Origin of the sequence: Pseudomonas sp. MWU12-2029 (assembly GCF_023242425.1) — a bacterium.
GTDB classification, from domain to species: domain Bacteria; phylum Pseudomonadota; class Gammaproteobacteria; order Pseudomonadales; family Pseudomonadaceae; genus Aquipseudomonas; species Aquipseudomonas kribbensis.
Map to the genome: position 1 here is coordinate 15,145 of NZ_JALJDY010000012.1, position 25,426 is coordinate 40,570.

Sequence of the window (25,426 nt, forward strand, 5' to 3'; positions counted from 1 at the left end):
ATGACTCGTAGTTTTTCTCTTTTAATGCTGGCAAGTCTCGCTCTGCAAGGTTGCATGTTTTCCCCCGGTCAACACCTGAGCACCTTTGGCATCACTCGCCAGGGCGCCAGTGAAAGCAGCCGGGTCGAGTTGATTCCGATCACCCCCAAGCTGATCTCCATGAACCGCGCCACGCAAAAGCGTGAGTCGGTGCCCACGGAATTGCTGGCGACGCCGGCCGAGTACCGCATCGGCAACAACGACGTGCTGTACATCACCGTGTGGGATCACCCCGAGCTGACCGCGCCGTCGGGCGCGCAGCAGCAGATCGACGCCAACGGCCGTCTGGTGCGCTCCGACGGCACGCTGTATTACCCGTACATCAAGGAAGTCCAGGCCGCCGGCCGGACCATCCAGCAACTGCGCGACGACATCGAGCAACGGCTGTCGGCGTTCATCGCCGAGCCGCAAGTGGACGTCGCCGTGTTGCGTTTCGCCAGCCAGAAAGTCGTGGTCACCGGCGCGGTCGCCAAGGCTGGCCCGCAAGCGATTTCCACCAACCCGCTGAGCGTGGTCGAAGCCCTCGGTTCGGCGGGCATCGACACCAACAATGCCGACTTGTCCGGGTTGTTGCTGACGCGCAACGGACGGGTCTATCCACTGAACCTGGATACCCTCAATCAACAGGATTCCGAGTTGCAGAACGTCTACCTCCAGGGTGGCGACAAACTGTATCTGCCGTACAACGACAACAAGCGCATCTATGTGATGGGCGAGGTCAACCAGCCGCGCGCCCTGAGCTTCAAGACGGCGACCATGAACCTGTCCGACGTGCTCGGCTCGGTCGGCGGCCTGAGCCAGACCACCGCCAACGGCAATGCCGTGTACGTCATTCGCGGGGTGGAAAACCTCGATGTCGAGCCGGCAAAAATCTATCAACTGGAAGCCGAATCGCCGACTGCCATGGTCCTTGCCACGCACTTCGAAGTGCGCCCCCAGGACGTCGTTTATGTAGGGCCTGCCAACGTGACTCGCTGGAACCGTCTGATCAGCCAGTTGGTGCCGTCGGCATCGATTGTCGGCACCGGCGCTTCCGCTGCGAAGAACTGGAGCGAATTCACCAACAACAGCAAATAAGGCCCGCCGACTTTGAAAACCTTGAATGTTGGCGTCTGCCTGATGGCGGCCTTGTTGCTGTGTGGCTGTAATCCGCTGATGGTTGCCTCGGTGACCAACCTGAAGTCGGCGGTGGTCGGCCCGGATGATATCGACGTGACGCCGGCCCAGGTGGCCGAGGTCAATTATCCGCAACTCAAACTCACCACGCCGTCCGGTTCCGGTGTGCTGGCGCTGGTGCGCAAGCGCGATGACCTGCAGTTCTGGGTGGCGTCCGGCAAGCAGGTCCTGCTGCTGCGCGACGGTCTTGCGGTGCGCAGCATCGGCCTGGGCGCGGAGGGCGACCTGGACGGCACGCGTCTGTCCGATGCCTCGCCGTTCAAGCGCGGTCTGCAACACGTTACCGATGGCCAGACCAGCCAGCGCTGGATCGATCTCTACAAGGGCCAGGAAGTCGGGTTGATCGTCAACAGCCGCTTCACCCGCAAATCCGTGGAAACCCTGAAGATTCTGAACAAGGAATACGCCGTGCTGCGTGTCGATGAACGTATCGACGTCCCGGCCATCGGCCTGCGGGCGACCAATCGTTACTGGGTCGATCCGGTGGACGGTTTCATTGTGCAGAGTGAGCAGCAACTGACCTCGCAACTGCGGGTGAAGATCGTGCAGCTGACCCCTGATCGCAGGCATCTGCCATGAAGCGCTTGAGGGTTCTGTCGGCGGGTTTGATGTTGCTCGCCGGCGCAAGTCAGGCAGCGGTCACGGTCACCGGCGATGTGGCCAACCCCGGGCCGGTGACGTTGCCGCCGGGCGGCCGATTGACCGATGTGATCAGCGAGGCTGTGCCTAACGCCGAGGGTTACTGGCTGGCCGGTGTGCTGCTGCGTCAGTCCCTGCTGGAAGAGCAGACCCGGCTCAAGGTCGGCGTGCTGTTCGACTTGGAGGTGTTGCAGCGCATGGCCGATCTGTTCGATCGACCGAGCCGCAAAGCCCTGGCGGTGCGCATGGCCGAGGACGTGCGGCAGATGCCGGTCACCGGGCGCCAGATCGCGGACCTGGACCCGGTGGCGCTGGAAGTCGGCTTCGCCCGCAACATTCGTCTGGATGACGGCGATCGCCTGATCTACCCGCAACGGGTCGATGAAGTGGAAGTGCTCGGCGCGGTCGCCGGGACCTGCCGGCTGCCTTATCAGCCATTGCTCGAGGCCCGTGAATACCTCAGCAGTTGCGTGCTGCTGGAGGACGATGCCGACGCCGATTACCTGTGGCTGATCCAGCCCAACGGTGTTTCGCGGCGCGTCGGCATCGCTCACTGGAATCGTGAGAGCGGGCAGTTTCCCGTTGCCGGCAGCAAGATTCTGGTGCCGTTGAAAAACGATGATCTGGATCCGCCTATCCCTGAACTGAATCAGCAGTTGGCCGAATTTATTGCCACGCAGTTGGCTGAGGTGGTTCGTTGAATTTGCGTTTTGCAGCTGTGTTGTTATTGCCATGCGGCCTGGTCCATGCCGAGCCGCGAATTACCCAGGGCGATTTTGGTGGCACCGGTCTGTTGCAGACACCCACCGCGCGCATGTCCCCGGCCGGCGAGTTGAGCGTCAATGCCAACCGCACCGAGCCCTACAGCCGCTACAGCGTTTCGTTACAGCCGCTGGACTGGCTCGAAGGCTCGTTTCGCTACACCGCCATTACCAACCGTCCCTACGGCCCGGAATCCATGAGCGGCAACCAGAGCTATAAGGACAAGGCGGTCGACGTCAAAGTCCGGCTCTGGGAGGAAACCCATTGGGCCCCCGATGTTTCCCTGGGCTTCCGAGACGTCGGCGGTACGGGTTTGTTCGCTAGTGAATTTCTGGTGGCCAACAAGCGCTACGACAACCTGGATTTCAGCGCCGGCATCGCCTGGGGCTACATCGGTAATCGCGGCGATATCGACAACCCGTTCGGCTATCTCGATGATCGCTTCAAGACGCGCCCGTCCCTGAAAGGCACCGGTGACGTCAACGCCGGTTCGTACTTTCGCGGCCAGCCATCGTTCTTCGGCGGCGTGAGTTACCAGACGCCCTGGGATCGTCTGAGCCTGAAACTCGAATACGAAGGCAACGATTACAAGCACGAACCGAAGGACAACGTGATCAAGCAGGACTCGCCGATCAACCTCGGCGCGGTGTTCAAGGTGACAGACTCCCTCGACGTGAGCGCCGCGTGGGAGCGGGGCAACACGGCGATGTTCGGCGTCACCTTTCACACCAATTTCGTCAGCCGCAAGGCGCCGGCCAAGAATTTCGATCCACCGCCGGAGCCGCTGCCGGCGAAGGCTCCGACCACGTCGATGGATCAGGTTGACTGGGCCAATGTGTCGCAACGCCTGCAGCAAAATGCGGGCTACCGGGTCGAGCGCATTGCCCAGCGTGATTCGGAATTGATCGTGTATGGCGAGCAGCAGCGCTACTTCCATTCCTCCAAAGCGGTGGGGCGCGCGAGCCGGGTGCTGGACAACAGCGTCAACGACGACATCGACTGGTTCACCCTGGTGAACAAGCGTTACGACCTGCCGCTGGAAGAAACCAGCGTGCCGCGTCAGACCTTCCGCGAAGTGATCAACAACGAAGAGCCGCTGCAAACGTTGCACCGCACCACCGAGGTCAACCCGGCGATGCCGCACAACGAGAAGACGCTCTACACCCAGCCGCTGCAACACTTCAGCTATGGCGCCGGCCTGGGCTTCAAGCAGAACGTCGGTGGCCCGGATGGCTTGCTCTATCAATTCAGTGCCGACCTCGACGCCGAGTTCCGCTTCAACCGCAATACCTGGTGGAGCGGCATGCTCAGCCAGAACCTGACGAACAACTTCGACAAGTTCAAATACGACGCACCCAGCGGCTTGCCGCGTGTGCGCACGGACTTGCGTCAGTACCTGACCACGTCCGACACCACCATGCCGTTATTTCAGGTCAGCCACGCCGAGCAACTGGACAAGGATCTGTACGGCATGGTCTACGGCGGCTATCTGGAGTCGATGTTTGCCGGTGTCGGCGGCGAAGTGCTGTTCCGTCCGACCGGTGAGCGCTGGGCGATTGGTGCGGATCTGAACTACGTGCGTCAGCGTGAATTCGATCAGGGTTTCGGCCTGCGTGATTATTCGGTGCTGACCGGTCATATCACCGGTTACACCGACCTGCCTTACGAAACACTGGCGGCTGTCAGCGTCGGCCGCTATCTGGCGGGCGACTTTGGCGGCACGCTGGATATCTCCCGGGAGTTTTCCAATGGCGTGCGCTTCGGTGCCTGGGCGACCATCACCACGGCGGGCAGTACGGAATACGGCGAAGGTAGCTTCGACAAGGGCATCTATCTGTCGATTCCGTTCGACGAGATGATGAGCATGTCGACCATGCGCCGGGCCAACCTGGTCTGGGCGCCACTGACCCGTGACGGTGGTGCGAGGCTCAGCCGCAGCTTCCAGCTGCACTCGATGACCGATAGCCGTGAAGACGACATGTTCTATCGCAACTTCGGGAAGATTACCGAGTAGGTCCGGGAGACGGGGAAGTCAAAACGGGAGCCTGTTGGCTCCCGTTTTGGTTTGGGGTGGATGCTGATCTTGATCCATCCACCGTTGCCACAGGTTATCGGGTAATACCTGATCTTCAGCATTACCCGGAACCTTGTGGGAGCGAGCCTGCTCGCGATTGGCGTGAGTCCTGTCGACATCAATTCAACTGACCCACCGTACTCGCAAGCTACCCGCCAACCCCCAAATCCCGCCCACAAAAAAGGGGACTTTCGTCCCCTTGCGGTCTTGCGTTGTGAAGCTCTGCGTCTCAGTAAATATCCTTCGACAACAGGGTAAACGGCGTCTTCACCAGAATCTTCACATCCAGCCACAGCGACCAGTTGTTGATGTACTTCAGGTCGATCTCTACACGCTTTTCCATCTTGTCGAGAGTGTCGGTCTCACCACGGCAGCCGCTGATCTGCGCCAGGCCAGTGATGCCCGGTTTGATTCGGTGACGCGCCATGTAGGCGAGGATCTTGCCCGAGTAGTAGTTGTTGTGTGCTACGGCGTGCGGACGCGGGCCAACCAGTGCCATGTGGCCTTGCAGCACGTTGAACAGTTGCGGCAGTTCATCCAGCGAAGTGCGGCGGATAAAGCGCCCTACGGCGGTGATGCGCGAATCGTTGCGGCTGGCCTGTTTGACGTCGCGGTCATCGTGCACGCGCATCGAGCGGAACTTCCAGACCTGAATCACCTTGCCGTTCCAGCCATGGCGATCCTGCTTGAAAAACACCGGACCCGGCGAGCTGAGTTTCACCGCCAGCGAGATCAGCAGCAGCACCGGGCTCAACAGGATGATCGCCAGCAGCGCGACGCTTTTCTCCATCAGGCTCTTGCTCAGGGCGGCGGTCGGGCGGCTGGTCAGCGGGCTTTCATTGAGGTAGATCGCCGGCAGGCCGTCCACGACTTTTACCGAGTGATTGAGCAGCGTCAGGCTGTTCAGGTCCGGCACCCAGACCACATCGACGTTGGCGTCCAGCAGATCGACATACATCGCTTCGATCTTCGCCGCTTCAGACAGCGACAGCGTGATGTACAGACGGCGAATATCGTGGCGTTTGATCAGCTCCAGCAAGTTTTCCTGATCGCCGACGACCCGTGGAGCATCGGCGTCCAGAGCGGGCAGGGTGCCGTTGCTGACCAGTCCCACCAGCGGCAGGTTTTCGTGTTCGCTGAGCTTCTTCGCCAGGCCCAGGGCCAGTTCGCCGGTGCCGACGATCAGGGTCTTGTGCTCGCTTTTGCGTGAACGCTGGTAGTACTTCGAAAACGCATGCAGCGGCGCATACAGCAGCGCCTGACCGAGGAAACCGTACACCGCCCAGTCAAGAATCACCTGGCGGGAAAACAGCTCATCGGCCTTGCAGATGAACGCAATGAACGTCAGCCCGGCCATGGTCATCGACCAGCCCATCAGCAGCCGTCCGAGGCCGGTCAGGTAGTTGTCACGCTTGCGGTAGGCGCCGCTGAACGTGTAGGCCGGAACCGAAGCCAGCACGGCCAGCATGGTGCACATCCGGTAATAGAACTCGACCGTTCCCGTGTGCTGCTCAGCCAATACAAATAACAGTGAAACAATAAAGCACTGTGCCAGCGCCCATTGGCCCCAGAAGGTAAGTCCCTTGAGGCCGGTGTTTCGGTTGATACGTAGAGTGAGATCCATATGCGATATCCCCAAAAGACTTCCATTCAGGTTTCGACAGTTGAAATCCGAGTTGTTAAGCAGAGTTGTTTTTGTTTTAGGTGCCCATGTTCTGAGGTAACAACATCGGTATGCCGAACTGTCGTCAATCAATAGACTAAGTTATTGGGGAAGAAGCTGTCTGACGAGTTCTAACAAGATGGCAAAGTGCCAAGCAATTGATTGGGGAAATAATCGAACGTTAGAAAAGGTCAAAGGGCAAAGGGTGAACAAACAATAATCTGTTTGCTATCGTAGGAAGGGTGAGGAGGGAAGCATTACTGAAAAGGAGGTTCAAACAAGCAAAGTGCTTTTTTATTTTTGTTATTGCACTTGCTTCAATTTCTGGATATGGAGGCTGTGCTCAGGCAACAACTTCCTGGATCAGGCAATAACCACGATTGCGCACGGCACGAAACAGCCGTTCACCATTGCTGGCACTTTTGAACTTGTCTTGAAGACGGCTCAGGCACATTTCCAGTCCGCGATATTGTTCCGGTTCCCGGCCGATGCTGAGGATCAGATCGTCGCGACTGACAACACGTTCTTCGTGGTGCAGCATCTTTCTGACCAGTGCGGTTTCGAGGCCGGTGAGGCTGATCTCGACACCTTCCTTGACGAGTGCGCCCTGGTCATTGTCCAGATGCCAGGCCTCTGTGCAGGGAACATTGCCTTCAATGGAGCCGGTGTCTTCTATTGCAGGTGAGTTCTGGAGCGAGTTTACCGATTGTGCCGCCAGCCACTCGGATTCGAGGGTGGCCAATATGCGCTGTGTATCGTGTTCAATACTGCGAGCGACGCTTTTCCTTGTGCCGCGTGGGTAAGTGAACTCCATGAGCGTGGGAGTGGAAGAGGGCGAAGCAACACCTTCAACAAACATTTGTGCCTGGGACGTACCGAACGAATTGAAACGCTCACTGGAGAGAATGCTCTCGAGTTCACGTTGCGACGCAGAGTTATTGGTCACGACAACAAAATATTTTCGTGGGAGGGTTGTACTGGTTTCCATGTCTCTCTCCTGAATAACGCACCAAATTTGGCTAAAAGGTAATCGGCAGACGAGTTATAACGTGCTCGGAAATAATCGACAGGCAGGGTCTGGGCCCGATTATGGCCCGCGACAAGTTCCACTGGGTCTGCTTTTAGAGTAATGATTTATTGTTATGTTTAAGTGTTGCAGCGCTCATTCAATTGACAGCTTTTTATTGGATGGATAATGCAAATAAAACGGTGAGACCGTGGATTGTTGTAGCGTTGCATCAGACGTTCCCTCGTATGCTGCAAATGGTGATTTCCCTGACTCAGGCGGTCGAGATCAACCCCCTCATCAGACGGTAGCCATACCCGCGAATGCTCTGTATGGCGTTCGTACCGTACACGTCCTTGATTTTCCCACGCAAGCGGCTGATGGATTTTTCCAGTGCGCGAGGGTCGTAGAAGTGCGTGTTGAGCCCCATGATGCCGGCGATTTCGTCATGGCTGAGAATGTGATTGCTGGTTTGCGAAAACGCTTCCAGGATCTTCATCTCGGCAAAGGAAATGTCCAGTTTCTTGCTGGTGTCGGAGAGGCAGATACGGGTCGGGTCCAGTATCAGATCAATGTCACGCAGCCATTCTTCACTGCTGAAGAACTCACTCAGCAACTCGCCGCCCTCATCGGAAAGGGTATTGAGCTTGATACAGATGTCTGCCCCGGCAAGATGGTATTTGATCTTGTTGTGGGCGCCGCGACCGGTAATCACCGCACAAATGATCGGCTTCAAGTTCTCGGTACGCAGGTTCTCCACCAGCGCCAGATTGTCTTCCAGTGCTTGCGGAGTATCGATGACGATGAAAATGGCGCGATAGGCGCCGTGATATTCGTTTGGCTGATATGAACTAGTGAAAGAGTCGGCTTCCAGCGCCAGACCGGTCTGCACATGTTTGGCGATTAGCGCTCTGAAGTGTTCGGCCACAGCACGGGTACGCGCCAGGGCAAGAACACCTGGCGCGTCGTTTGTCTGGTGCGAGCTTCTAGTCGCTAAGTTCCCTGTAAGCATCATGCCTTGACTCGAAAAAGTGCGGACATCGGGATGTTAAAGCACCGGTTCTCATCTGTGACTGACAATTGGTAACATTCGCGCGATTTTTAGACGTGGCTCCCGAGTTTTTTAACAATAATTAAGCTTTTCAAGCTTTTAGTTGATTTTCTCGGGGTGCTGAACTAACGAAACGAACGTCGTTAGATGGTGGCGATGTGCAATGGTGCCACTATTTTGTAAGTATGGCGACCGGTTTTTATGTCCTATGGCCAGTATGGTTCGCCGCCAGAATCAGGGGAGTGTGAGGTGGGTCACATTTTAGGGGCGCAAGGTTATTTTTGCCACTAAGTGAACAAGTTCACAGACAGACGATTATTAACATGGCTTGAGTGTGTCTTTTGATAAGACATATTCTCCGTCACCAAATCGGGCAATGACTGTAGATCTGCCAATTGTTTAATTGCAGATACTCAATGCCTGAATGCAGTTGACCGGGCGCTCTTGAAGAGCGTTCTGACGGAGGATTAATGGATTTACTGACCTTGTTCAAGGTGTTGGTTTTAGGTGCGGTAGAAGGTCTCACCGAGTTCTTGCCCATCTCCAGTACGGGCCACCAGATTATCGTTGCCGACTTGCTCGACTTCGGTGGCGAACGCGCGATGGCGTTCAACATCATTATTCAACTGGGCGCCATTCTTGCCGTCGTCTGGGAGTTTCGCCCGAAGATCTTCGAGATCGTCATAGGCCTGCCGACCCAGCGCAATGCACAACGCTTCACACTTAATCTGCTGATAGCATTTTTCCCGGCAGTGATTCTCGGCGTGTTATTCGCCGACGCCATTCATCATTACCTGTTCAACCCGATCACCGTGGCGGTCGCATTGGTGGTGGGCGGTATCGTGATGTTGTGGGCCGAAAAACGAAATCATGTGGTGAGTGTCGAGCATGTCGACGACATGGCCTGGTCCGACGCGCTGAAGATCGGTTTCGTACAGTGCCTGGCGATGATTCCCGGCACCTCGCGCTCCGGTTCCACCATCATCGGCGGCCTGTTGTTCGGCCTGTCGCGCAAAGCCGCCACGGAGTTCTCGTTCTTCCTGGCGATGCCGACCATGGTCGGTGCGGCGGTGTATTCCGGCTACAAATACCGCGACCTGTTTCAGGCAGGCGACCTGCCGGTCTTCGCCTTGGGCTTCGTCACCGCATTCGTCTTCGCCATGATCGCCGTACGCGGCCTGCTCAAGTTCATTGCGAACCACAGCTACGCCGCGTTCGCCTGGTACCGGATTGCGTTTGGTTTGCTGATTTTGGCGACGTGGGTGTTTGGCTGGGTGAACTGGACGGAAGCGGCGGCTTGATCACTGACTGCTGATCAGCGCGGCGACGGCGAGGTCGCTCAACGCTGTATCAGGTGATTCCCGACGAAAACGCTGCAAGGCTGACGTGAAATATGCGGCTTGCAGCATGCCGTCGCTGGCGAGGAAATAACGTGCCGCTTCCATTTCCTCTACCGAATACACACGTTTTTTCAGTCCGGAAATGTCCGACATCCCGTCGACCGTGACCATCGTCGTCGTGAAAACCAGAAAACCAGACATCTGGGTCGATTGAAAAGGGCCATCTCCTCCCTCACCGCACCCCTTCAAAAAATCACAGGATGCATAGGCGCTTGCATAGAGAGTCGAGAGTAAAGCGAGGAGGGTGAAACGCTTGAATAAAACGCGGCTGAACGCGGGCATAACCAAAAGACATCCTGTCAGTACAACAAAACACCGGGCAACGCTCATTCGTTGTCCGCACAATCAACGCCTCGATCAACGACCCGCCAGCAACTCCGCCGCCTGATCCAGCAACGCCAGCGGATCCTTGGCCTTGTGAATATCCACCGACAACAACTGCCGAAACTTGCGCGCTCCCGGGAAACCGGTGCCCAGGCCCAGCACATGACGCGTGATGTGATGCATCGCCCCGCCAGTCGCCAGATGCTCGGCAATATAAGGCCGTAGTTGCGCCAACGCCTCGGCCCGCGTAATCACCGGCGCCGAACTGCCGAACAACTGCTGATCCACCTCGGCCAGCAGATACGGATTGTGATAAGCCTCGCGGCCCAGCATCACCCCGTCAAAGGTCTGCAAATGCTCATGGCAGGCCTCCATCGTCTTGATCCCGCCGTTCAGAATGATCTCCAGCTCCGGAAAATCCGCCTTCAACCGCGCCGCCACGTCATAACGCAGCGGCGGAATGTCACGGTTCTCCTTCGGCGACAACCCCTCCAGAATCGCAATCCGCGCATGCACCGTAAAACTCGTGCATCCGGCATCCCGCACCGTGCCGACGAAATCGCACAGCTCCTCATAACTGTCCCGCCCATTGATCCCGATCCGGTGCTTCACCGTCACCGGAATCGACACCGCATCCCGCATCGCCTTCACACAATCCGCCACTAACTGCGGATGCCCCATCAGGCACGCACCGATCATATTGTTCTGCACCCGATCACTCGGGCAACCAACGTTCAGATTCACCTCGTCGTAACCGTGCTCCTGCGCCATACGGGCGCAGGCGGCCAGGTCCAGCGGGACACTACCGCCCAACTGCAAGGCCAGAGGGTGTTCGGCTTCGTTGTGACGGAGGAAGCGTTCGTGATCGCCGTTGAGCAGAGCGCCAGTGGTGACCATCTCGGTGTAGAGCAGGGCGTTTTTCGACAGCAGGCGTAGGAAGTGCCGGCAATGGCGGTCCGTCCAATCCATCATCGGCGCGACGGAGAAACGGCGGGAGAGTGGGGCGGGTGTGGCGGTGATTGGGGGCATTGGGGGTACGGAATCGGTGTGGCTGGGAGGTGGGGGAGTTTATCAGGAATGGGAGGAGGGAGCTTGGGGGGTAGGAATGGCAGAGTGGGTTTACAGCGTCCGACTTCTGGAAGTGCTGAGCTGGCTCAACCTGCACTGGATTGAGCGAGACAAATCCGCCGCAGGATTGATAGCATGTGGCTATCAATGTCCACATCCTTGCAGGAACGGAATCCATGTCGAAAAAAATCCATGCGTTAATGCTTTGTGTGGCCGGCCTCGTTGGCGCTATGCAGAATGCCGTTGCGGCCGACAACCTGTTCAAGACCTACGCTTACGACACGCCTATCACGAAATACACCGAGGCTGGTGGTTACTATGACTGCTCGGCAGAGGTGGGCGCTCCCGCCCGGTGTATTGACGATGTGGATTTCATTGACCAGAAATTCACCGCTGGTTTGGTGTTCAGCAGTGACAAGCTGATTATGGTTTCACTGTTCGCGCCCTATGAGCGTGAACTGTTCGGGCGTGCCATCGGTGCGCTGGCCAAGTCGTTCGGTCTGGTCGCACTGGCTGACGGCAAGTCCATGCTGGATCTCGTCGATCTGGCGGCTAAAGCTAAAAGCAAGGATGAGTACACCGCTAAACTCACCAACTACGAAAGTGTCGCTCTAAACGCCAATAACCTGACCTACTCGTTTATTGAGGGCGCCGCCTCGATCAAAGGGACACCTAGTGTTTCTGGTTTGATGGCAGCCGCGCCTGCGAATGTCAGGGGGGCTGATCTGATTGTCACGGGCGAGGGCGAGGAATCGGTCATCATGATCAAGTTTTCTTTCCCGAAACTTGACGAGAACAAGCTTGTTGAGCAGACCAAAAAGCCGGTCGAATCTTTCTAAATTTGATGCTTTGGCGTGTAATACACCTCGCCAGTAATAGAAAAAATAGAAAAGGGATAGATTTATTTGCTAATTATTTGGCGATAAATAAGTCTGTCCATTATTCCCTTGGACTAAAGCATGTTAACGGTTTCAAAATTCATAAAACTAAATGATTGATGAAAGCGTGCAACTGGAAACGCCAATGAAAGCGCTGCTTGAGTTACTGATCAACAATATTGGAAAGTCATATCACGACCTTGTGAAGCTTGGGCTGGTTGAGAAAAACTCCCTCCGCGAATCTCAGTATGAGGATAGCTACTCACTTGAAATCGAGAGCATTCCTGGCCTAGAGCTGGTCTTTGATCCAATTGCCCAAAGACTTGAATCGATCTACATCAGGTTAAGGAATTATACAGGACTGAATCTAACTATATATTCCGACCCGCTACCCAAGCCTTTTGATCAGTTTCAGCAAAGAAATGACTCATATAAGTACGTTGGCATGCCGCTGTCCAGCACTGAGGCGGATAACACTCAGGGACTCCCCACTTCCGACCACTTTCAACTGAATACGGATTTACATCCTGCAGCACTGATGGATTTGCAGTATGGTGAAGATGAGAAATTGAACGTTATAGCAATTTCTCTTTTCGACGCATCGGCTTGAACAGGCCCAAAGATAATCTAGATATAAACCACTCAAGCCGGAACAATGCATACTAGGCGTATGCTGGACGCAGGCAAGAACTAAACAATAGGGACAAACAATGAACAATGAACAATGAACAATGAACAATGAACAATGAACAATGAACAATGAACAATGAACAATGGGGCAGGGGACAGATTTATTTGTTTTGGATTTCTAGGTGATAAATCAATCTGTTCCCATTGTTAGCTTGTTAGCTCATCTCGTTATGGCTCCAGCATGCTTTGAAACGGTATATGTAACGCACGCTATACTTCTCTCCGATTGTGATGATAGTTCGCGAAGGAGTACCTTTTTTTAGTTCGGCCGCTGAGCGTTCAATAAATAAATCTGTCCCCGTTATTCCTTATTCTAATTGTTTGCCCGGGGGGGGCTTAACTTTGAACTCATTACTGCATTAGTATGCTGATGCCTTTCCGCCAGATTCTTTTATTAACTGACTAAATGCATTTGCAAGTTTGTTTCCTCCGCTACAGTCGGGTATCATTATATATCCTATTGTACCTTCTCCAGCACCCCCGATGTTTCTGGCGCAAGCGCTATTTGCACATTGGAATTTTATGACTGGCACGCTGCTGTTTCCTCTTGTGAAGTCCTCAAAAGAAGGCCGCGGATCAAGCTCCGAAAGTGAAGTTTGTGTTAGTGTGCCGAAGCCTTGGCCTGTATGGTCATTTTTTATTATTACACCTACCATCACTTCTCCGGATTCTGGAATATAAGCAAACGTTGCAAGGTTAAACGATATTGAGCCGCTCTGATTGTATGCTGTGCAAGTTTTCTGAAAGCTTTCAACGAAATTGGCAGCTTTTTGCGCCTTTGTCGATGTTTCGGCATTAGCAAAGTTGCTGCTTAAAGTTATAGCTATGAATAGTGTTAGGTGTGATATGTATTTGATTTTTTTAAGATTTTTTTCGGTTGGTGGCTTTGCTGGTTCTCTGGCTATATTTTTCATTCTGAATGCCTTTGTGGTCGAGTCATGAACCTGCATGTAAGGAATTGTTTGTTGTAAGTCAGATTGGCAAAGTTCTTATGTTGTTTTGTGTTTTTTTGGGAGTTTAGGTCGGTTCTGTGGTTGTGGATAAGTTGGTTGTTATATTTTTTGTTAATAATGGTTGTTGCCAAAAGCTATTATGCGATCTTTTTGTGATATTTGGTGTTAGGGTTCAAGCGCTTTCGTGGCGTGTATGACGGGTTTGGTAGATGTGTCATTGGTAGATTTATGTAAGTTTTTACCAACGTGCCATGTAGGAATTCTCATGTTTTTTTAAAAAAAGACTGCTAGATGCGTTGTAGATGGGAATCTGAGCCATTCGCGCTGAAAAAAAGATAGCGCAGTAATCAATGCGAACTATATTGAACACTGCTTGGTGCGGGCGCATCACGCGTATGGCTATGAAAGGTGACGATTATGAAAACAAGAAATGTGGCTATGGCATTAACTTTGCTGGTTTTCTTCGGCTTTAGTGGTCTTTCCCAAGCTTGCACCGCTACAAACACGAATGGCGACCAGCAATGTCAAACCAATTGTCAAGCAGGGCAGACTGCAAGTTGTTCTAATGGTACTGGTAGCTCAGCCCCTACTTGCGAATGTAAGTAAGTATCAAGTGAAAGAGGGCGGGTATAATTGATTTGTTTTCTACAATGCAAATAAGTCTGCCCTCTTTTTTCTTCTTATTACTGAAGTCAATTTGCGGCTGGGTGGTGGCTGGTGAGGTCACAGATTTATTTGTTTCTGGTTCTAGACTGTAAATAAATCCCCTGTCTCCCCTTTTTAATCGCACCAATCGTAGCGGGCTTCGCAATAGGAATCGGGTATGTTTTGCCCTATGGATCGAAAAGGTGAATCAAACCATGGCAAATCTAACCAGACTGCAGTTAATTGAATCAATTCTTGCTGAAATGGATCGCGTCTGGGGGATGGAAGGTTTTGGCGGTGAATTTGAGGCCTATGCGTGGCTGAAAGAGAACTTCGAGATATCGGAAGAGGAAGATGTACAGTGGCAGGACATACTTTCGGATTGGGCGGGCACGCTTGATGAAGACATAGCGGATCTGGGAAAAGACGAAATCAAAAAAAGTGAAAGCGTTTTTGCAGGACGATTCGACTGTGACTGCATTCCTGGAAACGCTACTTCAACGCTATAAAAGTTCTGATTTGACATATCATAACTGAAAGGGGACAGATTTATTTATTTTGTTAGGGTGGCTGAACGAGCCAAAAATTGACAATAAATAAATCTGTCCCCATTGTTTTATGTTGTTAAATTGCTCTCGGTCTCTTCAGGTGTTTGTTCTACCGTGATTTTGATGAAAGATTGAATAGGTTGCCACGCCGGTAGCCAAGATTCAATTGCACCTGTGTCCATTAAGAAGTGGTGAGCTGCTCCCGGTAACATTTCCATTCTTAGCGGGTGGATTGCGCGAGGGTTGTGAAAGACTTCAAGCCCTTCGCTCCACATTTCAGGCTTAGAGTATTCCGATACACGATGGTTGTATTCAGTAACCGTGCCGTTTATATATGCGGTGCCAAAACGCTGTAGTCGTGTACGGTTAGAACCGAAGCCGGATTGTAGTCCGATTCTATTAAACTTTGAAATGGTAGCGCTAGAGTTAAAAATAACCGCGCTGATATTTTCTGCTCCATCCAAGCTAAAGAAGTTCGACGGGATTGTTTTTTCACCCCATTTATGAAATTCGATTGTTTCGTAAGCTGGATTTTCTTGAGTGGAATTTTCTGCTTCACGGATCCCGTATAGATAAGTAGGCAATGCGTCACGGGAAATGGTCATTGCGATAGGTGTATGAAAATCCTGTATTGCGAGGATGAATGGTTTGCCGCTTACGTTTTCTCTCTCCCAATAGCGCTTTTTTAGTTTGTCAGTGAGTGGGCCTGCGAATTTAATCGGGAAGTAGTCACGTTGAACCGCCATAAATTCTTCTTTCGTGCTAATGGTCGGCGGCGGAACTATATTGCCTTTTTTGTCACGGGAAGCGTTTACTGTGGTTGCTTCAACACTGAATTTTCCCGGGATTCCGGAGCAGCAGAAGTCAGGTATTGCACTCGACTTGTCAATGGAGTAACCGGCTTCAGTGAATAGAGAGAACAAATATAGTTCCCATATTCTTGAGTCGAATCCTGTTGTCTGAAACTGTTCTATAAAATTTCCATCTGCGTCCTCATACCATCGCATCATCGGCTCGATAATTTCTTTTGCAGGGGAATACCCTTCAAGTGTTGTGAGGCTCAAAAACGACGGGTTCAGTGGTTGCTTGGTTTTTTCTAACGGCGTGAAAAAGTCTACTGGCTTAAGATTGTTGTCGCCTTGCAATCTTTTTCTTTCAAGGTTTGGGATTATTTCGTTTATTTTACTGCGAAGGGCGGCCCTGGCTTCTATCTTTGATTTAAAAAAATCGGTAGATGAAATCCAACGATAACGTTCTTTTTCATCGCGAGCTAATATTATTCCAGAGAACTCACTGTCCGGCCTATCTTTGATAATCGTTGCGACGATACGTGCGCCATCTGCTTCGTACCAATGGATTTCATCCGCAATAAACAAGGTCATGGGGTCTCTGCAGTATGCGGCGAATGCATTGAAACGCTGGTTCGAAATCGGGCGCACGAAGAACTTCCTGTAAACGGCATTTTTGGAGGAACGATCGTAGTCGATACCCTTCTCAAAAAAAAGTGATGCTGAAACGCCTACGCATCGCCCAAGTCTTTCAGACCAGCCGGCAAGCTCTCGACTAGTCTGATGCAGTGATTACCAAGAGGAAGGGCAGTTACTTTGTTCCGAATGAGCCATTGCTTTCCAGTTTTTGGGGTTGTGTTGCCATGCCGGTATTGCTGACTCCCTCCAACCGAACGCGCCCTCGACCATTACCTCACCCCGCAACAACGCATCATGGGCAGCCACACCGAACACGACCCCATGTTCCTCAACAATAGGGGGGACAGATCTATTTAATCCAAAGGCGATGGCTTTGGGCCGTGTCCGGGCATGGGGCAACTGGTGGGATCGCTGGTGCGGGCGGCGGGCTTTGCCATGTGTGACGTCCTGTCAACGGATTTGGGACAAAAGAGACGGGACCAAAGGGACAGATTTATTTGTTTTTGACTTCTAGGTGGTAAATAAATCTGTCCCCATTGTTCTTTGCAGATTTTTCTGAGGCAGATAGGCACCGCAGTCGTCGCAGTTTGCTCTGTATCTCAGCCGTCACCGTCTTCTCTTTGCCGATCGTCTTATCGCGGTAGTACGTGATGATCCCCGTAAACAAAAATGAACGGATTTGTTTATTTTGAATTCTCACTCGTTTATGTGAGCCTTGCCGTAGTCATCCAAACCCTACACATCCTTGCGCCACCCCCTACACCTAAGACAGAATCCGCCGGCTTGTGCGTCTAGGCAGTGGCTTTTATCGTTCTCGGGTCACTGAAAACCAGTGATCGGGTTTGGTAGCCTGCTTCGTTCTAGACTCATGGCGTCTCCATGCGCAGTCCTTTTCAGGGCTCGGATTTCATGGTGGTCATGCGTGGGGCCCATTCGTGGGCGCCGGGTTCTAGTGCGACCGGTCTACCAACCCGCGTATGGCCGCCACCCAACGTTTGGTAGCGAAGGGTGATGGTTCCTTTTGGTAATCGCGCTAGAGGATTCATCCATGTTCAAACCAACACCCAACCCACCCGAAACCGATCCGGTTTCACCTTATCAATTCCCAGATTCCAAAAAACTCAACGAAGCCGCCGAACGCGCCCTCGACCATTACCTCACCCCGCAACAACGCATCATGGGCAGTCACACCGAACACGACCCCATGTTCTTGGCCAACCCTGCCTACACCAGCGAATCCCTGTTGGCCAACGCCAGCGAGTCCCTCGATTCCGCCAGTGAAATGCTCAGCAACTTCGCCGCAATCCTGGAACCCGGTCACCGCAAAACGGCGCTGGGCATCGCGCAGGTGGTGATGGTCGCGGGGCTGGCGGTGAATCAGGCGCTGGATCACGTCGAGCCGAAGTCGTAAGTGCAAACACCTTCCGTGGCGAATGCCGCCACGGGAGGGCAGTGTTTCTTCAGAATTCTTCAACATGGACGACAACTTACGCATTCCATTCCGCGTCTTGAGTCGTCCATGAAAAAACTAGTTGTCGTGATGTTCGCCGTCCTGTTCCTCGCAGGCTGTGCCAATCAGAAGTTCAAACCCGAATACCGCACCCAGATCCACACCGTGAAGATTCTCCCGGTGACGTGGAGCAACAAAGAAATGACCTACATGGGCCGCGAGCAGGCCTGGGGCGCTGCAATCGGGGCCGGTGTCGGCGCGGGTGTCGGGATGGCGTCCCATGCCGGGAAGTTGGGCACGGCGGCACTCAGTGGGGCCGGGTTTGCGGCGGGGTTGAAGGCCGGGGATCTGGCGTCGATGTCTACGGTCGAGGCGATTCAGTACAACATGACGAGTGCTGATATCGACCTGGGCAAACTGGTCAAGAAGGGGTTCGAGGATCAACTGGCGGCCAGCGGTCGTTTCAAGATCGTCGCCGATAACGAGCCCGCCGATGCGCAGATCGAGTTGACGGTGGTCACCTGGGGCTTTGCGCTGACGCAAGGTTTCAGCAGCGTGGTGTATCCGACGATTGCCGTGAACGGTGCCCTGAAGCGTGGCGATGAGTTGATCTGGCAGCGCAAGGAACCCATCACGCCGTTCAACGGCGCCAACACCTATGGTTACGAGCCGCTGCGTTATCGCACCGAGCCGGAGCTGGTCCGTGAGGCGCTGACCGGTGTTTCGCAGATTGTTGGCACTTATCTGGTCAAGGATCTGAACGAGTAATCACCGTTCTGCCTGAACCCGCGCTGTCGATGGCGAAAGTTTCATGTTGTCGGCGCGCGGGGGCGCCTAGGATGCAGCGATAAGATCGTTTCATCCAAGGGGAGCCGTGCCATGAGTGCCAATGTCGTCAAAGTGCTGTTGATCGCTGCAGCTGTCTCGGTATTGAGTGCCTGTTCGGGCTCCGGTGGGTTGACCACCACCAGTTGTTTTTCTTCGGATTGCCAGTCGCCGGAAGGGCGCGCCAGCGCCAATACGCTGAAGTTCGGCGGCACCGGTATTGGCGCCAGTCTCAACCAGTACAGCTCCGGCATGTTGCATGACGATTGAATAGAAAAGGGCGCCCATCGAGGCGCCCTTTTTTCGTCTTGAAGCGTTTTATTGCGGCCCTGCCAGCCACTCGCCAATGACCTTCTGATACTTCCCGGTCACCTTGCTCAAGTGCAGCCACTGATCGACATACAGCTTCCAGCTCATGTCATCACGGGGCAGCAGGTAGGCCTTTTCCCCGTACTGCATGAACTGCTCCGGGTTGACCGCGCACAAACCGGGTTTCTGTTTCTGTTGATACCGCGCTTCGGAAGCGTCGGTAATCATCACATCGGCCTTGTTGTCGAGCAGTTGCTGGAAGATCGTCACGTTGTCATTTAACGCCAGTTGCGCCTTGGGCAGGAAGGCGTGGACGAAGGCTTCGTTGGTGCCGCCGGCGGGTTCGACCAGGCGCACGTTCGGCTGGTTGATCTGCTCGATGGTCTGGTACTTGGACTGGTCGGCACAACGCACCAGCGGGATCTTGCCGTCGACGTCGAGGGTGTTGCTGAAATAGGCCTTTTTCTGCCGTTCCAGCGTCACCGAAATCCCGCCCATGCCGATGTCGCATTTGCCGGCCTGCATGTCCGGCATCAGGGTTTTCCAGGTGGTCTGCACCCACTCGATCTTCACGCCGAGACTGTCGGCCAGCGATTGCGCCATGGCGATGTCGATGCCTTCGAAACCGCCGTCTTCGCGTTTGAAGGTGTAGGGCTTGTAGTCGCCGGTGGTGCAGACGCGCAACTGGCCCTGTTGCTGGATGGTGTCCAGGTGTGAGGCTGGCTCTTGCGCTTGGGCGGTGCCGGCCAGCGCCAGCAAACCGCAGAAGATCATCGTGCTTTTTTGAATTGTCATTGTGATCGGGCTTGTGCAGTGGGAGTGCGGGCCAGTGTAGTGAAAGGGTTTGCCGGGTGTCATCCCGCGTCCGGCCCGAGCGTTCCCAGCCACGCCACCAGCGCTACGATCAACAGCGCCATCCCGAGCTCCACGGCAACACTGCGTCGTAGCGCATTGGCTGCCACTTGATGCTGGCCGTCGCGCAACGATTGCTCCAGTAACGGGCCGAGGTGAAAGCGGTTCAACGCTGCTAAAACCAGCATGCCGGCGAACAGCACGACCTTGATCGCCAGCAGTATCCCGTAGGTGCCGAGCAAGACGTCGCCCAACGTCGGGCCGACGATGAACAGGTAGTTCGCCACACCGGTCACCGAAAGGATGAGCACAATCGCCGCGCCCACGCCTTCAAAACGTTTGACGGCATCGGCCAGCGAACGAATGCGCGCTTCGCTGCACAGAGCGTCGAGCTGCGACATCAAGATCAACGCCAACATCGCGCCCATCCATGCACCCGCCGCGAGCAGGTGCAGGATGTCGCTGAGCAGGTGCCACGCGCCATCCATCGCGCCGTGCCCGCTCCAGGCCAGAGAGGCGAGGGCGAGTGCGCCGACTATCGACGCCAGCCACAACCCTGGCCAGATCATCACGGCGATCAGCGCAATCATCCGCACCGCCCACGCCACGCCGACATCGGTCTCGAACAGCATCATTTGCAGATGCGGCCACAGCGCTGCGAATTCCGTTTCGCCACTCATGGCGCGGGTCATCAGCACCAGGCCCGCCACTGACAACAGTGCTCCGATCAACGCCATCCCGCGCAGCATCGGCCGAAACCGCAGCGACGCGTCAGTGTTGTACAACCCGAACAACGCCACCCCGAACAACAACAGCAAATCCACGTACAACGCCATCCGCAGCAGGATGTTGATCAGGTCGGCCATCGGTCACTTCACTTTGAACGTGACGTTGCCGGTGATCGGGTGAGTGTCCGACGACACTGCGCGCCATTCGACCTTGTAGGTGCCAGCGGGCAGAGGCGAGAGCGGGGTGACGAGCATGGTTTTCGGATCGCTGCCGGCGCTGACCTTGGCCTTCATTGGCATCGGCGAGTGGGCCATGCCGGGCATTTCGGTCATGACCAGTTTGGCGCCGGAGAACTGGGTCATCAGGTTCTCGGAAAAATGCAGTTCGATTTTCTCGGGAGACGCGCCGTCCGCACCTTCGGCCGGGGTCGACGACAGCAGTTTCGGGTGGGCCTGGGCCAGTGTACTCAGGAGCAGGCCGGTGGCGAGGACGAGGGAGATTTTCAGTGTGCGCATGCAAGACCTCTGTGTTGTTTTTTGAAGGGATTCAGAACCACATCCGCACGCCGAGGACGAGTCGCGCTTCGCTGCGATCCTCGCCTTCTTCCCGTGCGTAATCGGCGGTGTGGCCGTAGGTGCGGTTCCAGGTCACGCCGATGTACGGCGCGAATTCGCGGCGGATTTCATAGCGCAGACGCAAGCCGGCTTCGGTGTTCGAAAGGCCTGAACCGATCCCGCGTTGCGGATCGTTTTTGCCGTAGACGTTGAGTTCTGCGGTGGGCTGCAGGATCAGCCGGTTGGTCAGCAGGATGTCGTAGTCACCCTCCAGCCGCACCGCGCTCTGGCCGTTTTCGCCGAGGAACGCCGTGGCTTCGGCTTCGAAGTTGTACAGCGCCATGCCCTGCAGACCGAACGCGGCCCAGGTTTGCGGGGCGCCGGGTTTGAAGTCCTGGCGCACGCCGCTGACCACGTCCCACCACGGCGAGATCGCGTGGCCCCAGAGCGCCTGGATCTCTGCGTCTTCGGTCTTGCCGTTGCTGCGTTCACCTTCGGAGCGCAGCCACAGGCGATCAATGTCGCCGCCGATCCAGCCGGACAAATCCCAGGCCAGGGTGCTGGCGTCGTCGCCGTTCTGCCATTCGAGTTTGTCGGCGAGGAAGTAAGTGTTGAGGGCGCTGTCGTGCACCTGGTGGCCGCCGTGACTGGTGAACACGGCGGCACGGTCGGCGTCGGTCAACTTCGGGATCGGCGTGCGGCTTTCGGTCGGCGCGGCGGGCTGCATCATGCCGTCGTCCATGCTTTGCAGATCGCCCATCTGGCTGTGGTCCATGCCCTGCATGTCGCTGGCGGCGAACGCCGAAGACAGCGACAGAAGTGACAACGAAAACACGGCAAATCGAGTCATGGTCGGCGTCCTCATTCTTCCACCCGCACTTCACGGAACATGCCCATTTCCATGTGATAAAGCAGATGACAGTGAAAGGCCCAGCGGCCCAGCGCATCGGCGGTGACGCGGTAGCTGCGGCGGGTGCCGGGGGGCATGTCGATGGTGTGTTTGCGCACCTGGAAGTCGCCGTTTTCGTCATCCAGATCGCTCCACATGCCGTGCAGGTGAATGGGGTGGGTCATCATCGTGTCGTTGACCAGCACCAGGCGGATGCGCTCGCCGTACTTCAAACGCAGGGGCTCGGCGTCGGAGAACTTGATGCCGTTGAACGACCAGGCGAATTTCTCCATGTGGCCGGTGAGGTGCAGTTCGATGGTACGGCCCGGATCGCGGCCGTCGGGGTCTTCGAAGGTGCTGCGCAGGTCGGCGTAGGTCAGCACGCGGCGCCCGTTGTTGCGCAGGCCGAGGCCGGGGTCGTCGAGTTTCGCGGCGGTGGTCATGGCTTGCATGTCCACCAATGGGTTGTCCTTTTCGCTGTCGGGGTGCGACTGCATCGGGCCCATGTTCATGCTGGCGTGATCCATGCCGCTCATGTCACTCATGTCCATCGAGCCATGATCCATGCCGCCCATGCCCATGTCGTCCATGGTCACCAGCGGTCGCGGATCCAGCGCCGGTACCGGGGCCGACAAACCGGCGCGGGCGGCGAGGGTGCCACGGGCGTAACCGGTGCGGTCCATGGCCTGGGCGAACAGGGTGTAGGCGTCGGCGGCGGGCTCGACGATCACGTCATAGGTTTCCGCCACGGCGATGCGCAGTTCATCGACGGTCACCGGTTTGACGTGCAGGCCGTCGGCGGCGACCACGGTCATTTTCAAACCGGGAATGCGCACGTCGAAGTAAGTCATGGCCGAGCCGTTGATCAGCCGCAGCCGCAGTTTTTCACCGGGCCGGAATAGCCCTGTCCAGTTGGTGTCAGGCGCGTGGCCGTTCATCAGGAAGGTGTACGTGGCGCCGCTGACATCGGCGATGTCGGTGGGATTCATCTTCATCTGCGCCCACATCGTGCGGTCGGCAACGGTGGCGCCCCAGCCTTTTTCGCCGACGTCCTGGATGAAATCGCCAACGGTGCGCTTGTGGTAGTTGTAGTAGTCGGACTGCTTTTTCAGGGTTTTCATCAGGCTGGCCGGGTCTTCGTCGGTCCAGTCGCTGAGCATCACCACGTGCTCGCGGTCGTACTGGAACGGCTCCGGCTCCCGGGCGTCGATCACCAGCGGCCCGTAGACGCCGGCCTGTTCCTGCAACCCGGAATGGCTGTGATACCAGTAGGTGCCGTGCTGGCGCACCTTGAATTGATAGACGTACACGCCACCCGGTTCGATGCCCTTGAAGCTCAGGCCCGGCACGCCGTCCATGTTGGCCGGCAGCAGAATGCCGTGCCAGTGGATCGAGGTGTCGGCCTTGAGCCGGTTGCGCACCCGCAGCGTCACGGTGTCGCCTTCGCGCCAGCGCAGCAGGGGACCGGGGACGCCGCCATTGATGGTCATCGCGGTACGTGGCTGGCCGGTGAAGTTGACCGGGGTTTCGCCGATGAACAGCTCGAAGTCGGTGCCGGTCAGTTCGTTGAGTTGACCGGGGCTGTTGAGTGCCCACACCGGCGTGCGCCACAGGCCGAGGCCGCCGAGCAGACCGCCGGCGGCCAGGCCTTTGACGAAGGTGCGTCTTGAGGTGTTGGAAAGCATGCGCTGGAAGTCCCCGTTTGACCAATGACGGGGAGGCTAACCAGCGGCAGCTTTCAGTTGGCTGAGGCGCGGATTACAGTTGCGTCAGGTTCAACCTACAATCCGAGTCCCTCCTGGACCACCAGCAACAGGTTGTTTTCCGTCAGCGCAATCGCATCCAGTTGTTGCCCGGTCTCGATGGTCTGCAACCACCAGTGACTCTCGCCGTGTTCATCGACGGTGCGCAGCAGTGAAGTTTCCTTGCCCGGCAGGACAATTTGCACACGCCCTGCACCGTCTTCGGTGAATCGCGCAATGGGATCGAACGTCAGGCTGTGATGGTTGGCTTCGATGATCAACTGGTCGATGGCGTAGTCGTGGGGCTCGCCGTCCGGTGAACTTTCGCAAACATGGGTAGGATTTCGCCGAATCTTCAGTCCCACCTCGGTGACCGGTTGCAACCAGCCCTCGATGCGGTGATACAGGTCGTAGACCACCGCCGGCCAGCAATCGATTTCCAGTTCGGCGCAGGTGATGTCGTCCGCGTGAGTGTGCCGGGTTTGCTTGAGCTTCGCGGCGAGTTCGTCTGCTTTACTCATTTCGGGGATCCCTGTTTGTGGTGTCTGCTTATTAATCGTAGACCTTTCAACGTAGTACAGCTTTGCCTTGCGTCATGCGCTTGCAACACTGGCATGACTCAATCAGCCCCTGACCATTTGACGGTCAGACCACAAAAACCACGGACGCACGCGTCCCAAGGAACGGGAACATGAAAAAGCTTTTTACAATTATGGCGCTGATTGCGCTGACGGTCGGTAGCATCGGCCTGAGTTCGGCGCGCCAGTCACACGCCAACAAGGCACCGACAGAATCGGTGGCGGGGGTGTTCGATTACTACCTGCTGACGCTGTCCTGGTCGCCGACGTTCTGCCTCACCCACAAGGACGACCCGCAATGCACCGGCAAGGGCTACGGTTTTGTCCTGCACGGCCTGTGGCCGCAATACGCCAAGGGCGGCTGGCCGGAATCCTGCCCGCCAGTGACCACGCTCTCGGCCGCTGAAACAGCCAAGGGCATGACGCTGTTCCCGACGAAAAAACTCCTCGACCACGAATGGAGCAAGCACGGCACCTGCAGCGGCCTGGGTGCGATGGGCTACTTCGACGAAGCGGACAAAGCCGTGGCGGCGGTGACAATCCCGCAAGAGCTGCAACCGTTCAGCAACTCTTATTACTTCGAAGCACAGGAAATCGCCGACCTGTTCCGCAAGAGCAATCCGGGCATCCCGGCCGACGGCATCGCCGTCATCTGCAGTGGCCCGGAACTCTCGGAAGTGCGGGTGTGCATGGGCAAGGACCTGCAATTCGGTGCGTGCGGCAAGGGCGTGAAAACCCAATGCCGGGCGGGGGATATCCGGGTTCCGCCGTCGCGATAACGCAATCGGTTACCGGCCATAAAAAACAGGCGCCTTTTCAGGCGCCTGTTTTTTTGCGTGCAGATTTGATCAGCGCCACGACTTTGTTCATGCTGCGCGCCCCACGGATGATGACGCGATACTGCAAGGAGCTTTTTCATGAGCGGAAAACCCGCTGCCCGAGTGACCGACCCGACAGCCTGCCCATTACCGGGACATGGCACCAACCCGATTGTCAGTGGTTCGCCGAACGTGAATTTCGAATTTTCCTGATGTTTAGATTGTTCGTTTGCCTGCTAATCGTGATTTGTTCTGGTTGTGCAAAAGACCATGCATGGCCTCCAGCGAACTTGAGCTATGTCTCAGTTGAGAGAGACAGGTCTTTATATGTAATCAG

At 55.6% G+C, this 25,426-nt stretch carries 25 protein-coding genes and 1 pseudogene; 13 read left to right on the plus strand and 13 right to left on the minus strand.

Going from position 1 to position 25,426, the window contains the following annotated elements:
* From M5B44_RS25510 to M5B44_RS25525, 4 genes are read left to right on the plus strand one after another with little or no spacing between them, the layout of a single operon-like run.
* A complete protein-coding gene (locus M5B44_RS25510) occupies positions 1 to 1,116 on the plus strand; it encodes a polysaccharide export protein (RefSeq protein WP_114884344.1) in 1,116 nt (371 codons plus the stop codon).
* A 12-nt stretch (positions 1,117 to 1,128) separates the two neighbouring features.
* Positions 1,129 to 1,794: a YjbF family lipoprotein gene (locus M5B44_RS25515; RefSeq protein ID WP_139831917.1), complete on the plus strand. Its 666-nt coding sequence runs from the start codon at positions 1,129 to 1,131 to the stop codon at positions 1,792 to 1,794.
* Positions 1,791 to 2,555, plus strand: coding sequence for a capsule biosynthesis GfcC family protein (locus M5B44_RS25520; protein WP_248740932.1), 765 nt, complete (start codon positions 1,791 to 1,793; stop codon positions 2,553 to 2,555). Before M5B44_RS25515 ends, M5B44_RS25520 begins: the two co-directional genes overlap by 4 nt.
* Positions 2,552 to 4,630 (plus strand): YjbH domain-containing protein, encoded by a 2,079-nt coding sequence (locus M5B44_RS25525; protein WP_248740933.1) that lies wholly within the window; start codon positions 2,552 to 2,554, stop codon positions 4,628 to 4,630. Before M5B44_RS25520 ends, M5B44_RS25525 begins: the two co-directional genes overlap by 4 nt.
* Before the next feature lie 289 nt (positions 4,631 to 4,919).
* Here M5B44_RS25525 and M5B44_RS25530 read toward each other — a convergent pair whose 3' ends face one another.
* The 3 genes from M5B44_RS25530 to M5B44_RS25540 form a co-directional block, all read right to left on the minus strand.
* Positions 4,920 to 6,314 (minus strand): undecaprenyl-phosphate glucose phosphotransferase, encoded by a 1,395-nt coding sequence (locus M5B44_RS25530; RefSeq protein WP_085713180.1) that lies wholly within the window; start codon positions 6,312 to 6,314, stop codon positions 4,920 to 4,922.
* 382 nt (positions 6,315 to 6,696) lie between these two features.
* Positions 6,697 to 7,341 (minus strand): winged helix-turn-helix domain-containing protein, encoded by a 645-nt coding sequence (locus M5B44_RS25535; protein WP_085713181.1) that lies wholly within the window; start codon positions 7,339 to 7,341, stop codon positions 6,697 to 6,699.
* A 292-nt stretch (positions 7,342 to 7,633) separates the two neighbouring features.
* A complete protein-coding gene (locus M5B44_RS25540) occupies positions 7,634 to 8,374 on the minus strand; it encodes a winged helix-turn-helix domain-containing protein (RefSeq protein WP_248740934.1) in 741 nt (246 codons plus the stop codon).
* Positions 8,375 to 8,880: 506 nt separating this feature from the next.
* Here M5B44_RS25540 and M5B44_RS25545 point away from each other — a divergent pair.
* Positions 8,881 to 9,711 carry an undecaprenyl-diphosphate phosphatase gene (locus tag M5B44_RS25545; protein ID WP_248740935.1) on the plus strand — a complete coding sequence of 277 codons (831 nt, stop codon included), beginning with the start codon at positions 8,881 to 8,883 and terminating at the stop codon, positions 9,709 to 9,711.
* Here the strand turns inward: M5B44_RS25545 and M5B44_RS25550 are convergent, their stop codons facing one another.
* Positions 9,712 to 10,092 carry a DUF2388 domain-containing protein gene (locus M5B44_RS25550; protein ID WP_248740936.1) on the minus strand — a complete coding sequence of 127 codons (381 nt, stop codon included), beginning with the start codon at positions 10,090 to 10,092 and terminating at the stop codon, positions 9,712 to 9,714. It abuts the gene before it with no gap.
* A gap of 75 nt (positions 10,093 to 10,167) precedes the next feature.
* Entirely contained in the window at positions 10,168 to 11,163 is a 996-nt protein-coding gene (gene dusA / locus M5B44_RS25555; protein ID WP_248740937.1) for a tRNA dihydrouridine(20/20a) synthase DusA, read from the minus strand.
* Positions 11,164 to 11,339: 176 nt separating this feature from the next.
* Between dusA and M5B44_RS25560 the strand changes: the two genes are divergently transcribed.
* Together M5B44_RS25560 and M5B44_RS25565 are read left to right on the plus strand one after the other, a co-directional pair.
* Positions 11,340 to 12,041 carry a hypothetical protein gene (locus M5B44_RS25560; protein WP_248740938.1) on the plus strand — a complete coding sequence of 234 codons (702 nt, stop codon included), beginning with the start codon at positions 11,340 to 11,342 and terminating at the stop codon, positions 12,039 to 12,041.
* Between the two features lie 151 nt (positions 12,042 to 12,192).
* Complete coding sequence (locus M5B44_RS25565) at positions 12,193 to 12,690, plus strand: DUF6392 family protein (protein ID WP_248740939.1); 498 nt, start codon at positions 12,193 to 12,195, stop codon at positions 12,688 to 12,690.
* Positions 12,691 to 13,129: 439 nt separating this feature from the next.
* On the opposite strand, the gene M5B44_RS25570 is transcribed toward M5B44_RS25565, so the two are convergent.
* Positions 13,130 to 13,684 carry a hypothetical protein gene (locus M5B44_RS25570; protein WP_248740940.1) on the minus strand — a complete coding sequence of 185 codons (555 nt, stop codon included), beginning with the start codon at positions 13,682 to 13,684 and terminating at the stop codon, positions 13,130 to 13,132.
* A gap of 899 nt (positions 13,685 to 14,583) precedes the next feature.
* Here M5B44_RS25570 and M5B44_RS25575 point away from each other — a divergent pair.
* Positions 14,584 to 14,877 carry a hypothetical protein gene (locus M5B44_RS25575; RefSeq protein ID WP_248740941.1) on the plus strand — a complete coding sequence of 98 codons (294 nt, stop codon included), beginning with the start codon at positions 14,584 to 14,586 and terminating at the stop codon, positions 14,875 to 14,877.
* Positions 14,878 to 14,984: 107 nt separating this feature from the next.
* Here M5B44_RS25575 and M5B44_RS25580 read toward each other — a convergent pair whose 3' ends face one another.
* Entirely contained in the window at positions 14,985 to 16,298 is a 1,314-nt protein-coding gene (locus tag M5B44_RS25580) for a hypothetical protein (protein ID WP_248740942.1), read from the minus strand.
* A 1,093-nt stretch (positions 16,299 to 17,391) separates the two neighbouring features.
* Between M5B44_RS25580 and M5B44_RS25590 the strand changes: the two genes are divergently transcribed.
* From M5B44_RS25590 to M5B44_RS25600, 3 genes are all read left to right on the plus strand, one after another.
* Positions 17,392 to 17,754 carry a DUF6124 family protein gene (locus M5B44_RS25590; RefSeq protein WP_248740943.1) on the plus strand — a complete coding sequence of 121 codons (363 nt, stop codon included), beginning with the start codon at positions 17,392 to 17,394 and terminating at the stop codon, positions 17,752 to 17,754.
* Positions 17,755 to 17,862: 108 nt separating this feature from the next.
* Entirely contained in the window at positions 17,863 to 18,561 is a 699-nt protein-coding gene (locus M5B44_RS25595; RefSeq protein WP_248740944.1) for a hypothetical protein, read from the plus strand.
* A 111-nt stretch (positions 18,562 to 18,672) separates the two neighbouring features.
* Positions 18,673 to 18,888, plus strand: coding sequence for a hypothetical protein (locus M5B44_RS25600; RefSeq protein ID WP_085712578.1), 216 nt, complete (start codon positions 18,673 to 18,675; stop codon positions 18,886 to 18,888).
* A gap of 48 nt (positions 18,889 to 18,936) precedes the next feature.
* On the opposite strand, the gene M5B44_RS25605 is transcribed toward M5B44_RS25600, so the two are convergent.
* The 6 genes from M5B44_RS25605 to M5B44_RS25630 all read right to left on the minus strand — a co-directional run bounded on the left by M5B44_RS25605 (position 18,937) and on the right by M5B44_RS25630 (position 24,214).
* Positions 18,937 to 19,722, minus strand: a complete 786-nt coding sequence (locus M5B44_RS25605) for a transporter substrate-binding domain-containing protein (RefSeq protein ID WP_248740945.1) — start codon at positions 19,720 to 19,722, stop codon at positions 18,937 to 18,939.
* A 59-nt stretch (positions 19,723 to 19,781) separates the two neighbouring features.
* Positions 19,782 to 20,645, minus strand: a complete 864-nt coding sequence (copD, locus tag M5B44_RS25610) for a copper homeostasis membrane protein CopD (RefSeq protein WP_248740946.1) — start codon at positions 20,643 to 20,645, stop codon at positions 19,782 to 19,784.
* A 3-nt stretch (positions 20,646 to 20,648) separates the two neighbouring features.
* On the minus strand, positions 20,649 to 21,023 hold the full coding sequence (gene copC, locus M5B44_RS25615) for a copper homeostasis periplasmic binding protein CopC (protein WP_248740947.1): 375 nt from the start codon (positions 21,021 to 21,023) through the stop codon (positions 20,649 to 20,651).
* Between the two features lie 31 nt (positions 21,024 to 21,054).
* Positions 21,055 to 21,912, minus strand: a complete 858-nt coding sequence (locus M5B44_RS25620) for a copper resistance protein B (protein ID WP_248740948.1) — start codon at positions 21,910 to 21,912, stop codon at positions 21,055 to 21,057.
* A gap of 11 nt (positions 21,913 to 21,923) precedes the next feature.
* Positions 21,924 to 23,636 (minus strand): copper resistance system multicopper oxidase, encoded by a 1,713-nt coding sequence (locus M5B44_RS25625; protein ID WP_248740949.1) that lies wholly within the window; start codon positions 23,634 to 23,636, stop codon positions 21,924 to 21,926.
* Between the two features lie 95 nt (positions 23,637 to 23,731).
* Positions 23,732 to 24,214 (minus strand): hypothetical protein, encoded by a 483-nt coding sequence (locus M5B44_RS25630; protein ID WP_114884309.1) that lies wholly within the window; start codon positions 24,212 to 24,214, stop codon positions 23,732 to 23,734.
* A 170-nt stretch (positions 24,215 to 24,384) separates the two neighbouring features.
* Here M5B44_RS25630 and M5B44_RS25635 point away from each other — a divergent pair, with 170 nt between their 5' ends.
* Positions 24,385 to 25,050 carry a ribonuclease T2 gene (locus M5B44_RS25635; protein ID WP_085712570.1) on the plus strand — a complete coding sequence of 222 codons (666 nt, stop codon included), beginning with the start codon at positions 24,385 to 24,387 and terminating at the stop codon, positions 25,048 to 25,050.
* 138 nt (positions 25,051 to 25,188) lie between these two features.
* Positions 25,189 to 25,293, plus strand: a pseudogene (locus M5B44_RS25640) (PAAR domain-containing protein); the annotation flags it as partial.
* Positions 25,294 to 25,426 lie beyond the last annotated feature (133 nt).

Excerpts from the sequence above, each read along its gene's own strand:
- M5B44_RS25510 (WP_114884344.1), top strand. The coding sequence starts at position 1 with ATGACTCGTAGTTTTTCTCTTTTAATGCTGGCAAGTCTCGCTCTGCAA.
- M5B44_RS25520 (WP_248740932.1), top strand. The coding sequence starts at position 1,791 with ATGAAGCGCTTGAGGGTTCTGTCGGCGGGTTTGATGTTGCTCGCCGGC.
- M5B44_RS25530 (WP_085713180.1), bottom strand. The coding sequence starts at position 6,314 with ATGGATCTCACTCTACGTATCAACCGAAACACCGGCCTCAAGGGACTT.
- M5B44_RS25535 (WP_085713181.1), bottom strand. The coding sequence starts at position 7,341 with ATGGAAACCAGTACAACCCTCCCACGAAAATATTTTGTTGTCGTGACC.
- M5B44_RS25540 (WP_248740934.1), bottom strand. The coding sequence starts at position 8,374 with ATGATGCTTACAGGGAACTTAGCGACTAGAAGCTCGCACCAGACAAAC.
- M5B44_RS25545 (WP_248740935.1), top strand. The coding sequence starts at position 8,881 with ATGGATTTACTGACCTTGTTCAAGGTGTTGGTTTTAGGTGCGGTAGAA.
- M5B44_RS25550 (WP_248740936.1), bottom strand. The coding sequence starts at position 10,092 with ATGCCCGCGTTCAGCCGCGTTTTATTCAAGCGTTTCACCCTCCTCGCT.
- dusA (WP_248740937.1), bottom strand. The coding sequence starts at position 11,163 with ATGCCCCCAATCACCGCCACACCCGCCCCACTCTCCCGCCGTTTCTCC.
- M5B44_RS25565 (WP_248740939.1), top strand. The coding sequence starts at position 12,193 with ATGATTGATGAAAGCGTGCAACTGGAAACGCCAATGAAAGCGCTGCTT.
- M5B44_RS25570 (WP_248740940.1), bottom strand. The coding sequence starts at position 13,684 with ATGAAAAATATAGCCAGAGAACCAGCAAAGCCACCAACCGAAAAAAAT.
- M5B44_RS25575 (WP_248740941.1), top strand. The coding sequence starts at position 14,584 with ATGGCAAATCTAACCAGACTGCAGTTAATTGAATCAATTCTTGCTGAA.
- M5B44_RS25580 (WP_248740942.1), bottom strand. The coding sequence starts at position 16,298 with ATGACCTTGTTTATTGCGGATGAAATCCATTGGTACGAAGCAGATGGC.
- M5B44_RS25590 (WP_248740943.1), top strand. The coding sequence starts at position 17,392 with ATGTTCAAACCAACACCCAACCCACCCGAAACCGATCCGGTTTCACCT.
- M5B44_RS25595 (WP_248740944.1), top strand. The coding sequence starts at position 17,863 with ATGAAAAAACTAGTTGTCGTGATGTTCGCCGTCCTGTTCCTCGCAGGC.
- M5B44_RS25600 (WP_085712578.1), top strand. The coding sequence starts at position 18,673 with ATGAGTGCCAATGTCGTCAAAGTGCTGTTGATCGCTGCAGCTGTCTCG.
- M5B44_RS25605 (WP_248740945.1), bottom strand. The coding sequence starts at position 19,722 with ATGACAATTCAAAAAAGCACGATGATCTTCTGCGGTTTGCTGGCGCTG.
- copD (WP_248740946.1), bottom strand. The coding sequence starts at position 20,645 with ATGGCCGACCTGATCAACATCCTGCTGCGGATGGCGTTGTACGTGGAT.
- copC (WP_248740947.1), bottom strand. The coding sequence starts at position 21,023 with ATGCGCACACTGAAAATCTCCCTCGTCCTCGCCACCGGCCTGCTCCTG.
- M5B44_RS25620 (WP_248740948.1), bottom strand. The coding sequence starts at position 21,912 with ATGACTCGATTTGCCGTGTTTTCGTTGTCACTTCTGTCGCTGTCTTCG.
- M5B44_RS25625 (WP_248740949.1), bottom strand. The coding sequence starts at position 23,636 with ATGCTTTCCAACACCTCAAGACGCACCTTCGTCAAAGGCCTGGCCGCC.
- M5B44_RS25630 (WP_114884309.1), bottom strand. The coding sequence starts at position 24,214 with ATGAGTAAAGCAGACGAACTCGCCGCGAAGCTCAAGCAAACCCGGCAC.
- M5B44_RS25635 (WP_085712570.1), top strand. The coding sequence starts at position 24,385 with ATGAAAAAGCTTTTTACAATTATGGCGCTGATTGCGCTGACGGTCGGT.